Genomic DNA, 14,247 nt, shown 5'->3' with positions numbered 1-14,247 from the left:
CCGTTTTTATAAAATATCTACATTTTTTTAAAACGCAGAATTTAGCGGATACCGCGTGCCTCAAGCACTTGAGTAATGATCGGCACGGGGGTCATCAAGTGGTCCCGCATCAAGCTGTCGGCCTGGGCAGTGTCCCTGGCTAGAATGACATCGACCAGCGCGGCGTGCTCCTGGCGCTTTAGCTCCAGCGCTTGGGGAGACATCACGGTTTCCTGGAGCCATAGGTGACGGTAGCGCTCCACCTGGTTAAACAGGGTATCGCGCATTTGCAGCAGGTGAGGGGAGTTGCAGCCGCTGGCAATGGCAGTATGGAAGGCTTTGTGGCGCTGATCCCAGATATCGAGCAGGTCGTCGGGGGTGTTGATGTCGGTGACCTTGGCCAGCCGATGCGCGGTGGCCAGCACCGTGGCTTCCCAGTCGTCGTCGCCGCGCTCAATAGCTAGACGCAGGATTAACCCCTCAAGCTGTGCTCGGGCGTCGTAAATGTCGTTGAGTTCGGCCAGCGACATCGGGGCCACTCGGTAACCGCGCTGGCTGATCGCCACCACTAAGCGGTCAGCGACTAATTGAGAAAGAGCTTCCCGCAGCGGCCCAGTGCTGGCGCCGTAATGCTCTTTCAGGTGGCTCATCAACAGCTTCTGTTCTGGAGCGTAGCAGCCTCGGATAATGTCATGCTTGAGTTGCTGATAAGCACTGATGGCCAGATTCTGGCGCGGTGCGCCTTTCTCAAAAACATTGAGCTCCATAGCGGTAAGGCTCCTGGGCGACTGACGAAAAGGAAGAATTATCGACTATAAGGCCAAATAATAACAATTTTGCATAGAGGAATATATTTATGCAGAATTTCATTATTTTCTGCGTCGACCTCTGTCAGAGTCTGGTCTCAAGCTCGAAGCCTAATTAAGGGTGGCGCTGCGCTTATAACCCTCATTAGCATCTAACGCATCAGCCGTGCTAACTTCTCTTCCACCGCTTCTGGTTGCGTTTAGATAGTTAGCAGAAGCTGGGGCTTCAACACCTCCTTTTTCGTCAACCATACCTATAAGTCCAAGCAGGACGGAGGAAACGCTCATGCGAACTCTACGCTCTCTATACACCACAGCCGCTGCGGCTTCTATGCTCGCAGTTGCGCTTCCCGCAAGCGCTCAACAGCTTTCAATCGCTACCGGCGGTACTGGCGGCGTTTACTATCCAATCGGTGGTGGTTTTGCCGAAATGATCAACAACCACATCGAAGGCGCCCAGGCGACCGCCGAAGTCACCGGTGCCTCGGTTGAGAACATGGGCCTGATCATGCGCGGCGATGCGGATCTTGCGCTGGCACTGGCAGATACGGTCTATCAGGCCTACACCGGTACCGGTGACTTCGAAGGTCGTCAGATCGAAAACACCCGTGCGCTGGCGTCGGTTTACCCTAACGCAGTACAGCTGGTCACCCTGGCCGAGTCGGATATCGAAACGATTGCTGACCTTGAAGGCAAGCGCGTTTCCGTTGGCGCACCGGGTAGCGGTACCGAGCTAAACGCCCGCGCTTTGCTGGAAGCCAATGGCATCAGCTATGAGGACTTCACTCCCCAGCGCCTTAACTTCAACGAAACCGCTGATGCGATTCGCGATGGTGATATCGACGCCGGTTTTTGGAGCGTTGGGCCGCCGACCAGCTCGATTCTCAACCTAGCCGCGACCCGCGATATTCGCCTGATTAGCCTGTCTGATGAAGAAGTAGCCAACGCTCAGGCAGAAGAAGAAGTCTTCGCCCCCTACGAGCTTGCCGCCGGTATGTATGACGGCATGGATGAAGCCGTACAGACCATTGGTATTCCCAACGTTCTCGTCGTCAATGCCGATATGGACGAAGAGCTGGCTTACCAGTTGACCCAACTGCTGTTCGAAAATACTGACGAGCTGATTGCGGTTCACCCGGCGGCGAACGACACCACCGTTGAGTTCACCATGGACTCTACCCCGGTGCCGTTACACCCCGGTGCACTGCGCTACTTCGAAGAAGTGGGTGCCGAAATCCCGGATCGTCTACGTCCGTAACCACTGTCCGTCACTACTACAGGACATTGAAGGATATTGCCATGCAGTGGCAGCAACGACTGGTGGCGCTACTCATTGCATGTTGTCCATTCGCCGAAGTGGGGGCTTCCCCCGCTTCGGCGTCGGCGTTTATGCACCTAGCCGTTGTGACCGAGCAAGGCGACACCCTGGTGGATGAAGGGGTGCCTGCTGGCGGTCGCTGGTGTATTAAGTGGCAGCACTCCGTTGAGCACTTCACCGTGTTGGACTGCTATCGCAATGCGGCGGGTGTCATGCAGTTGGAGCGCAGCCATCAACCCGACTTTGCCGCCGGGCTTGGGCATATATTTGGCCGTGGTGAACAGGTTTCAGACGGTGAGGGCGGTTACTGGATTAATGCGATTAACGAGCCTGTCGCCAATAACCGTTATGTGTTGAGGGTTGGTTCTCCTGCGGTCAACCATCGCGTAGTGTGGCCAGACAATGAGCATGCGCCAGTGAGCCTAAGTGAGCACGCCGCTGGGCAACGCGTGACCATTCAGCTAATAGCTCCTCACGCATCCCCGCGTGAATAAAAACGACATTAGTTAACGCTTCCGAGGACTTCATGAGCGAATCCAATCAACCGTCGAGCGTGGTGCCGGGCGGTAATGCGATTCAACCCCGCATGGTGCTGTGGTCGATCACCATTGTGGCGGTGGGTCTTTCCCTGTTCCAGCTTTACTCTGCCGGTATTCAGCCTTTAGGGCTTTTTTATCAGCGCAGTATTCACCTGGCATTGATTATGATGCTGGCGTTTTTAATGTTTCCTGCTTTTGGCCCAACCCGTAAGCGTGGGGTTTTAGGGTGGGGGCTAGACGTCGTGTTTTTAGCCGGGGCGGTACTGACCGGCGGCTACTTAGTATTCAACCTGGACGAGATTTTTAGTCGTGCAGGGTTCTGGAGTGACACCGATATTCTGGTCGCCTGTATCGCCACGGTGACCGTGCTGGAAGCCAGCCGCCGTGCGGTGGGTTTCGGTATGACCGTGATCGGCTTCCTGGCGATTGTTTACGCCTTTGCCGGGCCAAGGGGCGAGCTGCCGTGGTTGGGCGAATGGATGCCGGGCATCCTTGAGCACCGCGGCTATACCTTTGATCGGGTCGCTGGCCAGCTTTACTTGGGGCAAGAGGGTATCTTTGGCCTGCCGTTAGGCGTCGCGGCCACCTATATCTTTATTTTTGTTCTGTTTGGTGCCTTTTTGGAATGCACTGGGGCGGGCAAATTCTTTATCGATATGGCCTATGCAGCGACGGGTCGCCAGCGCGGTGGCCCGGCTAAAGCAGCCGTATTGGCCTCGGCGGGAATGGGCTCTATTTCCGGTAGCGCGATTGCGAATGTCGTGACCACCGGTGCCTTTACCATTCCGTTAATGAAACGGTTGGGCTACAAGGCCAAGCAGGCGGGCGGCATCGAAGCGGCGGCGTCTACCGGCGGGCAGATTATGCCGCCGTTGATGGGCGCGGGGGCTTTCTTGATCGCTGAGTACACCAATACGCCGTATTTGGATATCGTCAAGGTCAGTATCCTGCCGGCGATTATGTACTTCGCTACGGTCTATCTGTTTGTACATATCATCGCGCTTAAGCAAGGCATGCAAGGCTTGCCCAAAGACGAACTGCCGCAGATGCGTCAGGTCATGAAAGATGGCTGGCACTTCCTGCTGCCGCTGGCTGTGCTGGTCTGGTTGCTGGCAATGAGCATGTCGCCCATGCGAGTTGGCTACTACGCGGTGGTGACCATGGTGGCCGTAGCGGTTATTCGCTATGCGCTGTGGTTCTTCTTTATCGCGCCCCGCCAGGGCCAGCCTGTAACGGCGAGCGCTACCAAGAGCATGCTGGGGGCAGGTTTTGCCAAGCTGATCGAAGGTTTGGAGCTAGGTGCGCGCAATGCGGTGGCGGTTTCCATGGCCTGTGCAGTTGCCGGTATTATCGTGGGCGTTGTGGGCTTAACCGGCCTTGGTCTGAAGTTCTCATCCATGATGATGGCCTTCTCCGGCGGCAACATTCTGCTGGCGCTGTTAATGGTGCTGTTAGCCAGTTTGATTTTGGGTATGGGGCTGCCGGTTACCGCCAGCTACATCGTCTTGATCGTGCTGGTGGGTCCTGCGCTTACGCAGGAGTTTGGCATTCCGCTTCTGGTCGCTCACTTAGTGGTGTTCTGGTACTCCCAGGACTCCAACGTGACGCCGCCCATCGCCTTGGCAGGTTTTGCCGGGGCGGCGATTGCGGGCAGTAAGCCGATGGAAACCAGCTTCCAGGCGTGGAAGTTTGCTAAAGGTCTCTACCTGATTCCGCTGTTTATGGTCTTCAATCCAGAGATCATTATGGGGGGGCCGGTACCCGTGGTGATCTGGAACGCAGTGATCGCTATTTTGGCATTGGGTGCTTTTGCCGCAGCCTTGGAAGGGTACTTGTTTACCCGCATGTCTTGGCTGCCGCGCATCGCGATTACCGCAGCGATTATTGCCGTTTTCTACCCCAATCTGCTCAGTGAAATTGCCGGTGTCGCGGTAATGATCGTCGCCATTGGCGCCAACTGGCTGGCTAGCAAGCGCGAATCGGAGGTGACGCCCGTTAGCGGTTGATTATTAGTGGTGGAACCCCTAGCAAGAAACGAAAAGGCCCGGAGATCATCTCTCCGGGCCTTTTAGTTGGTTTAGCGGATAGCTGAGAGAGCCCGCTCGGTTAGAAGATCGACTCGGCGGTGCCTGACCCCTGTGAACCGCTGACTTCTTCCAGCTCACGGCTGATGCGGCGCTGCTGGTAATCCGGCAAGTGATCCTGATGGAACAATTCAGAGATACCACCAGACTGACCGTCCGCTAAACGCTGGCCTGTGCTCGGGTCCACACGTGCCGTAACGACAGTCTCTGGGCGTTCGGGCACGGCACTCGGCGTTCCTTCCAGGGCATCACCCATAAACGCTACCCAGATAGGTAGTGCGGCCTGAGCCCCATATTCAGAAATGGTTTCGTTACTATCCTTACCCACCCATACCGTGGTCACCAAGTTGCTATTAAAGCCTGCAAACCAGGCATCACGCTGGCTGTTGGTAGTGCCGGTTTTGCCGACGATATCGTCACGGTTAAGGCTTAGCGCACCGCGGCCAGTGCCCGAGGTAATAACATCACGCAGCATATCGCGCAAGATATACACCGCGGCCGGGTCGGCCACTCGTTTGGCGATCGGGTACTCGCGACCATCAATTTCCACCGTCTCCTGACCCTCGGCACAACTGGAGCAGGCGACCTGTGGGGTAGCTTCATCGATGACTTCGTTATCATCATCACGGGTTACCCGCTCAATAAACCAAGGTGTCACTTGAAAGCCACCATTGGCGAGCACCGCGTAGGCGTTGGTCATTTCCATTGGCGTTAAGCTGGCACTGCCTAGTGCTAATGATAAGCCGTTGGGAAGTTGGTCGGGGGAGAAACCGAAACCTTTCAAAAAGTTAATTGTGTAATCCAGCCCCATGGTCTGCAGCACACGGATCGTCACTAGGTTGCGCGAACGAGCCAGGGCTGGGCGTAAGCGCATGGGGCCTTGGAAGTCGCGGCTAGAGTTGACCGGCCGCCACAATGAGTTACTGCCATCGTCAAGCACCACAGGCGCATCGTTAACCACGCTGGCGGCGTTCATTTCGCCATTTTCAAGGGCCGCTAAATAAATAAACGGTTTGAAGATTGAGCCCGATTGACGCCGGGCCTGCACGGCACGATTGAACTTACTGGCATTAAAGTCGAAGCCGCCCTGCAGGGCCAAAATAGCGCCTGTTTGCGGGTCTTGGACCACCAGCGAGCCTTCGGCATCCGGGCGCTGAGAGAGGCGAAGCGAGCCGTCATCATTCTCAATCACGCGGATCATATCGCCACGTACCGCAATCTCAGCCGCTGAGCTTGGCTCGGCACCACGGCTACGCGGGCTCAGATAAGGGCGAGCCCAGTTCAAGCCTTCCCAGGCAATGGTCTGTAGGCCATCACGGCGGGTAAGTACCTGCATTTCGCGATCGCTGCTCTCGACCACAATGGCGGGTTGGAGAATGCCGTAATTGGGTGTGCGCTCAAGCACCTGGACCCAGTTACTGACGTCACCCTCGATCCCCTCGACTTCCGTTTGACTGCGCTGGGCGGCCTGGCGGGCGGTCTGACGAATTTCGGGCGACTCGGAAAGCTCTTCTTCAAGCCCTTGGGTTGCAGTTTGCTCCTGCGCTTCCACAAGACTGGAAGCAATGTCGCTCTGCTCTGGCCCGCGCCAGCCGTGACGCAGGTCGTAGTCCGTCAAGCCATTGGCCAGTGCTTGGCGGGCGTAGGGCTGCAGCTCGCTATCAATGGTGGTGTAGACGCGATAGCCGCCGGTGTAAGCCTCATCGCCAAAGCGCTCTACCGCGTACTGCCGCGCCATTTCCGATACATAAGCGGCATCAACCTCGGCTTGGGTAAAGTGGCGGCGGGCGGTGACAGGGTCCTGTACCGCGACTTGATAAGTCTCGTCGTCGATATAGCCCAGTTCACGCATGCGGAACAGAATCCAGTTACGACGAATCAGCGAACGCTCGGAGTTGGCCAGCGGGTTGAAGGCAGAGGGCGCCTTGGGTAAGCCAGCAATCATCGCCGTTTGTGCCAAACTCAATTCGGCGAGCGGCTTGTCATAATAGGTTTCAGCGGCGGCAGCGATACCGTAAGCGCGATTACCCAAGAAAATCTTATTGACGTAAAGCTCGAAGATCTCCTCTTTATTGAGTACCTGCTCCATTTGCAGTGCCAGCAGAATTTCGCGAATTTTGCGCGTAAAGGTCTGGTCCAGCGTCAGCATGTAGTTACGCGCGACCTGCATGGTGATGGTCGAACCACCCGATTGGATGGTGCCGCCACTCTGCACAAGCTCCACCGCGGCTCTGGCTAAGCCGCGTGGGTCGACGCCAGCATGGTCGAAATAGCTAGCATCCTCGGCAGCGATCAAGGCATTGATCATATCCTGCGGTATTTCATCAAAATTGATCGCCATGCGGCGCTCTTCGCCAAACTCGCCAATCAATTTACCGTCTTGGGTAAAAATACGTAGCGGCGTATGCAGTTCGAAATCCTGCAATTGGCGAACGTCGGGAAGACCCGGCGCAAAATAAATGGCGGCGCCTACCACAGCTAACGCAGTGGCACCGACCAACGATACAATCAGAAAAAAGAGCGACACGATAAGGGTTCGAAGAAACGTCATGTACGAAGAGCACCCTGGGAAGAATAAAAAGATCGGCATCTAAACGGCCGTATCATGCAATTGGCTGCCATTATAGGAAGCTGAGGCGGCGGCCACCAGTGTTGATATGCCGTCAGTTCGATCGCGTGTGACTTAACTGAAAATCATGTAACCTCAAACGACATGTGAAGACGGGCGAAAAGTAGGCGGAGCCGAACCCAATATGCGCTTTCTGAAATCTGGTAAAGGGTTGATCGGCGTCGATATTACATCAGCGACCGTTAAGCTGCTTGAGCTAAAACAGTGCCACGATAATTACCAAGTAGAAAGTTATGCCGTAAGACCATTACGCGAAGGCGCAGTGGTTGAACGCCGTATCCGCGATATAGATGATGTGGCTAGCGTGCTTAGCCGTGCCGTTGAACATGCTAAGCCCTCCACACGCAAAGCAGCGGTGGCGGTTCCTGCCAGCGCAGCGATCACCAAAACACTCAGTTTTCCCATCGGGCTGAGTGAAGAGGAAATTGAAGAGCGCATCGTGGCCGAATCAGACCGCCATATTCCCTTTCCGTTCAATGAAGTGGCGTTTGATTTTGAGTGTCTGGGCCCTGCTCCCTTTGACGACGGCCAACAGCAGGTAATGCTGGTGGCTTGCCGCCAGCAGGACATCACTCAGCTTACCGAGACGTTAGAGCGCGCTGGCTTGGAACCGGCTGCGGTGGACGTAGAAACCTTTGCCATGGAGCGTTCGCTTGCCGAATTGCGCCGCCAGCTAAAGGTAGAGAATGACCCTGCCGCCTGCGTTGGCTTGGTGGACATTGGCGCCAATATGAACGCCTTTCACGTTGTCCGTGGTGGTCATATCGTTTATACCCGCGACACCGTTTTCGGTGGCCGCCAGCTTACCGATGCGATTCGCGAACGCTACGATTTGAGTATGGAGGAAGCGGGCTTCGCTAAAAAACGTGGCGGACTACCTGATGATTACCCTGAGCGCGTCCTCAATCCTTTCCTGGAAACCGTAGTGCAGCAGGTAGGGCGCTCCTTGCAGCTTTACTACACCGCCGGGCGTCAGCAAGAGGTGCAACACATTGTGTTGGCAGGCGGATCGAGCGTGATTCCCGGTCTTGCCGAACGGATTGCTGAAGACAGTGGTATGTCGGTGACCATTGCCAACCCCTTCCAGCGCATGCTGGTCAATAAGCGCTTAAACCTTCAGGCGTTGACCAATGATGCGCCAGCGATGCTCACTGCGGGTGGCCTAGCGATGCGGGTGAGCCAATGAGCATGAACATTAACCTGCTGCCCTGGCGGGAAGCGCAGCGTGAGCGAAATACCCGCAAATTTTATGTTGTCTTGGCCGGTATGCTGATACTGGGCGTCGCGCTGGGGTTGCTGATCTCCCATTATTACCAGCTTAAATTGGCGGCCCAGCAGCAGCGCAATGCCTATGTGAGTGACCATATTGAACGCCTTAGTGCGGATATCGCGGGCGTGTCACGCTACGCCAGTGATGCCGAACGCCTAGGTGAGCAGATTGCGGTGTTTCAGACGTTACAGAGTGAGCAAGCAGACACTGTGCAGCTGTTGAATGACGTGGCTAACAGCGTGGCTAACGGCGTTATTTATCAACGATTAGCGAAAAACGGCGCTCAAGTCAGTGTCACTGCGGTGGCCGGCAGCGAACGGCAGGTCTCTGAGCAGTTGCGCCGTATTGCAGCGCTGCCAGGGTTGGGAGTGCCTTCGCTGTCGGCGGTGGAGAGCGAACAGAACGGCGCTGGTCGCGTGTTTCGTTTTGACGTGGAGCAGACCACGGTAGCGGTGCCGCAAGGTGTTGCTAAAGATGTGGAAGAGCAGGATGTGGCAGAACAGGATGAGGAAGAAGAGGGTTCGTCATGAGCCTTAATCGCGAGCAGTGGGCTATCGAGTGGCAGCGCCTTCGCGATGTCGATTGGCGCGATCTAGATATTAAGGAAGCCGGTGGATGGCCATTGCTGCTAAAAGTGTTGAGCTGTTGTTTGGCTCTGCTGGCAACATTGAGTGTCATGCTGTGGTTCGTTGTGAGCGAGCAGCGGGAATCCTTTAAGGAGGCGCAGCGTGAAGAGGTGGGGCTGCTAAGCGAATACCGCAGTAAAGCCTCGGAAGCCGCCTTTTTACCGGAAATGCGCGAACAGCTAGCGACCTTGGAAGGGCAAATAGCGCGTTTGCGCACAATGCTGCCCACCGATGCGGAGATCCCTTCTCTGCTCGATAGCATTAGCGATGCCGCCATTGACAACCGTCTCACCATTGAAACGATTCGGCTACGTCCAACGCTAACCCAGGCCCACTATGTCGAGCAGCCGCTGGATATACAGGTACGCGGTGATTATCACCAGTTGGCGCGCTTTAGTGCTGATATCGCGTCGTTACCTCGCATGGTGACTCAGCACGATTTTACCTTGGAGCCGGTAGAAGAGCGTGGCGACACGCTGCGCCTTTCGCTACTGGCCCGCACTTATCGTTACCTGGAACCGGGCGACCAACCCCCAACTGACGGGGTGGAGCCACTATGACGCGTACAGTAAAGCTCATGGGAATGATGGTTAGTATGGGGTTGCTCACGGGCTGTGCGGATGCAGAGTTAACTCAGCTTGAAAGTACGTTGGCCGATATTCGTCAGTCGCCGGGTGGTCAGCCGCCGGTCATTGCGGTTGCGCTACCTGAAAGCCGTACCTTGGCTTATCTATATAGCGAAGACCGCAGCCCCTTTTTACCGCCAGATGCCATTGCTCAGGATGATGCTGATCGTAGTGAGGGCGCGCTTGCGCCTGACCAGCAGCGCATACCAGAGCCACTAGAACGCTTTTCTCTGCAAGAACTGCGTTTGGTCGGTACGATGCGTATGGCGGGGCGGCAAGTCGCAATGATTGCCTCTCCAGATGGTAATGTGACCAGCGTGAAAGAGGGCAACTATATGGGCACCGACTATGGACGCATTGCCCAGATAAGCGCTCAAGAAATTCGTGTTACCGAGCGTGTCTTTACCCAGCGCGAAGGTTGGCAAGAGCGGCAAGTGTCGCTTGCTATCAACGAAAACAACGAGTAAACGGATATTAGCTCATGGCAGTTACAGCTTGGCGAATCACTCTTTTAATGGCCATGGTTGCACTACTTTCACTGTTGCCTTCATTGGCAGTAGCATCGGTGCTGACGGATATTGACGTGCAGCCCGCCGACAATGGTGGCGCCAACGTTGATCTTAGCTTCTCTGGTGGCGTGCCCGAACTGCGCAGCTACCGTTTGGAATCACCGCCGCGTGTCACGTTTGATTTGGCCGGCACCCAAAGTGGGCTCGCCACCCGACGCTTGAGCATTAATAGCCACGGCGTCGAACAAATTACCGCCCTTGAGGGCAATGGCCGCACGCGCTTGGTGGTCAATCTCAGCGAACCGCAGGCATTTACGACCAGCGTGCAGGAAGGTCGGCTACGTATTACCTTTGCATCTGGCGCTACCCCCGCGCCGACCGCATCGCTTAATCCTTCGCCCACTCCCTCAGCCAGTGTTTCTTCGGCGGGGCTAGAAACCGACGAAGGGCCACAAATTGAAAATATCGATTTCCGTCGCGGTACCGATGGTGCTGGTCGCTTGTTGGTTACCTTTGACCGCGAAGGGGTTGAGGCGAACGTCCGAGAAGGTGGCCCTGACCAAGTGCTGGTTGACCTGCGCGATGTGGCGATTCCGGATTCGCTTAATCAGGTCTACGATGTCACCGACTTTGCTACGCCGATCACCCGGATTACGCCCCGTGCCAACCAGGGCGACACCCAGTTATCCATCGCCACCCAGGGTGCTTATGCGATGATCTCTTCGCAGAGTGGCCGCACGCTGACGGTGGAAGTGCAACCCGCCAGTCAGGAGTCACAGCCCTCTCAGGCAACAGGCGAGCGCTTCAATGGCGAACGCTTGAGCCTTAATTTCCAGGATATCGAAGTGCGTTCAGTGCTAGCGACGCTGGCTGAATTTACCGGGTTGAACTTGGTTGCCAGTGACAGCGTCACCGGCCGCGTGACGCTCAACTTAAACGATGTCCCTTGGGATCAGGCGCTCGCGCTGATTCTGCAAAGCCAGGGGTTATCGAGCCGCGAACAGGGCAATGTAATTGTCGTGGCGCCCGCCAGTGAGCTGGCTGATTTAGAGCGCCAGGAGCTAGAGGCGCGTAACCAGCGTGAGACGCTATCGCCACTAGTCACCGAGTTTATCGAGATCAAGTATGCCCGAGCCGAGGATTTGGCCCAGCTACTGCGTGGCGGTGACGGCGATGGTTTTGGGCTGCTCACCGAGCGCGGCCGTGTCAGTATTGATAACCGCACCAATACGCTGCTGGTGCAGGATACGGCCGATCAGGTGCGCGATATTACCCGCACCATTGACCGCCTGGACGTGGCTGTTCGGCAGGTACAGATTGAGGCGCGCATTGTCATTGCAAGGGACACCGCTTCCCGTGAGCTAGGCATTAACTGGGGCATGTCGAGCACCCGCGGCTTTCAAGAGGGGGAGGACGGTACCTACAGCCGGCGCGATATCAACCCCGATGGCATTAATCGAGCGCAGGGCGGCCTAACCGTTGATTTAGGCGCCTCATCAGGGACGGGAGCCGGCTTTAGCTTTGGTTATTTAGCCGGCGATATCTTGTTGGATTTGGAGCTTCGTGCGCTGGAAAGCGAAGGGAAAAGCCAAACTATTTCTCAGCCCCGTATTATTACCGCCAACCAGCGTACTGCCCGCATCAGCCAGGGTGAAGAGCGTGCTTTCCAGAGTGTGGATGGCAACGACAATCCTGATACCGAGTTCAAAGAGGCCGAGTTGTCGTTGGAAGTCACCCCGCAGATTACCCCAGATAACCGCATTATTATGGATCTGGTCATCAAAAATGATAGCTTCCGTGAATCAGAGTTTGACGGTGAACCGCCGATTGATACCAATCAGATCGAGACCCAGGTGCTCGTCGATAACGGCCAAACGGTGGTGTTAGGCGGTATTTTGACTACGGAAGAGCTGCGCCAAATCGCCAAAACACCGCTTTTGGGTGATATTCCTTTCCTGGGTAGACTGTTTCGCTATACCGAAGAGAGCAATGAAAAGGTAGAGTTGTTAGTCTTTATTACTCCACGACTCCTAGACGATGGCTTAACGGTTCGCTGATGCAAGATTTACCCAATTTATTTCTTATAGGCCCCATGGGGGCTGGCAAAAGCACCATCGGTCGCCTGTTGGCGGCAGAGCTCGCGCGTCCGTTTTACGACAGTGACCACGCCATTCAAGACCGCTGCGGAGCGGATATTCCGTGGATTTTCGATGTTGAAGGCGAACAGGGCTTTCGGCTGCGCGAAATCCATATGATTGATGAGTTAACCCGTCTCTCCCCCGTGGTTGTCGCTACCGGCGGCGGTGCGGTGCTGCGCGAAGAGAATCGCCGCGCACTGCGCGAGCGCGGCACGGTGGTGTATCTGTTGACCACCGTCGACCAGCAGCTAAAGAGGACGGCGAAAGATCGCAATCGGCCGTTGCTACAGTGCGCTAACCGCGAACAAGTGCTAAACGACATGTTTGCTCAGCGCGACCCGCTCTATCGTGCCACTTCAGATATTGCTGTGCGCACCGACCGGCGCAGCCCGCGAGCGGTGGTCAATGAGATACTGCGCCGGGTGCATCGGCTGGTGGATCCACTTGAGCCCTCCTCTTCGCCTCATTCGGCTGGACCGCTTAACCATAATAAGGTATCGCAATGACCTCGACCGCCAGCGCGCAACGCACACTTCAGGTTGCTTTAGATGAGCGTAGCTACCCGATTCATATTGGCTCCGGGCTGATCGGTCAAACCGATACATTGACGCCTTATCTGGCGGGAAGCCAGGTGATGGTCGTCACTAACGAGACTATCGCGCCGCTCTACCTGGAAACACTCTGCGCTAGCCTGCCGGAGCATTTAGAGGTGCGCACGGTCGTGCTGCCCGATGGCGAACAGTACAAAACCATTGAGCAGGTCAGCCGTATTTGGGACGCGCTATTAGAGGCCGGTTTTAACCGCCGCTGTACCCTGATCGCCTTAGGGGGCGGGGTGATTGGCGATATGGTCGGCTATGCCGCCGCTTCCTATCAGCGCGGCGTGGCGTTTATCCAGGTGCCCACCACGCTGCTTTCCCAGGTGGATTCGTCGGTAGGGGGCAAGACCGGCGTCAATCACCCGCTGGGTAAAAACATGATCGGCGCTTTCTGGCAGCCCAAGGCTGTGCTGGTGGATATCGATACGCTGAAGAGCCTGCCCCGCCGTGAGCTTTCCGCTGGCCTTGCCGAGGTTATCAAGTACGGTTTTATCCGTGATGAAGCGTTTTTAAGCTGGCTGGAAGCCAATATGCCCGCGCTACTCGACGTAGAGCCGGAAGTAGTCGCCGACGCTATTGCGCGCAGTTGCCAAATCAAAGCAGATATCGTGGCCGAAGATGAAACCGAGCAGGGCGTGCGTGCGCTGCTCAACCTGGGCCACACCTTTGGCCACGCCATTGAGGCGCACCAGGGCTACGGCAACTGGCTACACGGGGAGGCAGTGGGCGCGGGCATGGCCATGGCGGCAACGCTTTCCCAGCGCTTGGGCTGGATCGACGACGCAGCGCTAGCACGTAGCCTGGCGGTGATCGAGAGCGCCGAGCTGCCGTTGGCGGCACCGGCGAATATGTCCAGCGATGACTTTTTAGCCCGTATGCGGTTGGACAAGAAAAACATCGATTCGCGGCTGCGCTTAGTGCTGCTTAACGCCCTGGGCGATGCCTGCGTTAGCGATGCCACGCCCGTTGATGTTCTCCGCAACCTGCTGGACGATTACCCGCGCTGCTAAGTGGCCACGTAATCCTTTCGCAGCTTAGCCATTTCAAAATCTGGCCATTTCAAAACCTGGCCGTTTAAACCCAGTCATTTCAAAGCCTAGCCAGCTATAGCCGCCCAATGGATC

General features: G+C 56.2%; 12 protein-coding genes. 10 read left to right on the top strand and 2 right to left on the bottom strand.

All coding sequences use genetic code 11. The annotated features are described in order from the left end of the window. Window positions 1-41: 41 nt before the first annotated feature. The gene (gene csiR / locus HZS80_RS14580) at window positions 42-746 is read right to left on the bottom strand and encodes a DNA-binding transcriptional regulator CsiR (protein ID WP_179916502.1); all 705 of its coding nucleotides are present in this window, start codon (window positions 744-746) and stop codon (window positions 42-44) included. 325 nt (window positions 747-1,071) lie between these two features. Between csiR and HZS80_RS14575 the strand changes: the two genes are divergently transcribed. From HZS80_RS14575 to HZS80_RS14565, 3 genes are read left to right on the top strand one after another with little or no spacing between them, the layout of a single operon-like run. Beyond that, complete coding sequence (locus HZS80_RS14575) at window positions 1,072-2,043, top strand: TAXI family TRAP transporter solute-binding subunit (RefSeq protein ID WP_179916501.1); 972 nt, start codon at window positions 1,072-1,074, stop codon at window positions 2,041-2,043. Window positions 2,044-2,084: 41 nt separating this feature from the next. Beyond that, window positions 2,085-2,597 carry a DUF1850 domain-containing protein gene (locus HZS80_RS14570; RefSeq protein ID WP_179916500.1) on the top strand — a complete coding sequence of 171 codons (513 nt, stop codon included), beginning with the start codon at window positions 2,085-2,087 and terminating at the stop codon, window positions 2,595-2,597. 32 nt (window positions 2,598-2,629) lie between these two features. Continuing rightward, complete coding sequence (locus tag HZS80_RS14565) at window positions 2,630-4,648, top strand: TRAP transporter permease (protein ID WP_179916499.1); 2,019 nt, start codon at window positions 2,630-2,632, stop codon at window positions 4,646-4,648. Between the two features lie 100 nt (window positions 4,649-4,748). Here HZS80_RS14565 and HZS80_RS14560 read toward each other — a convergent pair whose 3' ends face one another. Next, entirely contained in the window at window positions 4,749-7,277 is a 2,529-nt protein-coding gene (locus HZS80_RS14560) for a penicillin-binding protein 1A (protein WP_179916498.1), read from the bottom strand. 202 nt (window positions 7,278-7,479) lie between these two features. Here HZS80_RS14560 and pilM point away from each other — a divergent pair, with 202 nt between their 5' ends. The 7 genes from pilM to aroB are packed head-to-tail and all read left to right on the top strand — an operon-like array spanning window position 7,480 to window position 14,133. Further along, window positions 7,480-8,541: a type IV pilus assembly protein PilM gene (gene pilM, locus HZS80_RS14555; protein WP_035564459.1), complete on the top strand. Its 1,062-nt coding sequence runs from the start codon at window positions 7,480-7,482 to the stop codon at window positions 8,539-8,541. Next, the gene (locus tag HZS80_RS14550; RefSeq protein WP_035564457.1) at window positions 8,538-9,155 is read left to right on the top strand and encodes a PilN domain-containing protein; all 618 of its coding nucleotides are present in this window, start codon (window positions 8,538-8,540) and stop codon (window positions 9,153-9,155) included. Before pilM ends, HZS80_RS14550 begins: the two co-directional genes overlap by 4 nt. Next, window positions 9,152-9,811 (top strand): type IV pilus inner membrane component PilO, encoded by a 660-nt coding sequence (locus tag HZS80_RS14545; protein WP_179916497.1) that lies wholly within the window; start codon window positions 9,152-9,154, stop codon window positions 9,809-9,811. The genes HZS80_RS14550 and HZS80_RS14545 overlap by 4 nt, the downstream gene beginning before the upstream one ends. After that, a complete protein-coding gene (locus HZS80_RS14540; protein WP_179916496.1) occupies window positions 9,808-10,344 on the top strand; it encodes a pilus assembly protein PilP in 537 nt (178 codons plus the stop codon). Before HZS80_RS14545 ends, HZS80_RS14540 begins: the two co-directional genes overlap by 4 nt. Window positions 10,345-10,358: 14 nt before the next feature. After that, window positions 10,359-12,443: a type IV pilus secretin PilQ gene (locus HZS80_RS14535; RefSeq protein WP_179916495.1), complete on the top strand. Its 2,085-nt coding sequence runs from the start codon at window positions 10,359-10,361 to the stop codon at window positions 12,441-12,443. Next, window positions 12,443-13,030 carry a shikimate kinase AroK gene (gene aroK, locus HZS80_RS14530; RefSeq protein WP_035564449.1) on the top strand — a complete coding sequence of 196 codons (588 nt, stop codon included), beginning with the start codon at window positions 12,443-12,445 and terminating at the stop codon, window positions 13,028-13,030. Before HZS80_RS14535 ends, aroK begins: the two co-directional genes overlap by 1 nt. Continuing rightward, complete coding sequence (aroB, locus tag HZS80_RS14525; protein WP_035564447.1) at window positions 13,027-14,133, top strand: 3-dehydroquinate synthase; 1,107 nt, start codon at window positions 13,027-13,029, stop codon at window positions 14,131-14,133. The genes aroK and aroB overlap by 4 nt, the downstream gene beginning before the upstream one ends. Window positions 14,134-14,247 lie beyond the last annotated feature (114 nt).

The sequence above is a fragment of the Vreelandella glaciei genome, assembly GCF_013415125.1.
Classification (GTDB): Bacteria; Pseudomonadota; Gammaproteobacteria; order Pseudomonadales; family Halomonadaceae; genus Vreelandella; species Vreelandella glaciei.
Note: the sequence above shows the minus strand (reverse complement) of the source record. Positions and strands in the feature narration are given on the sequence as shown.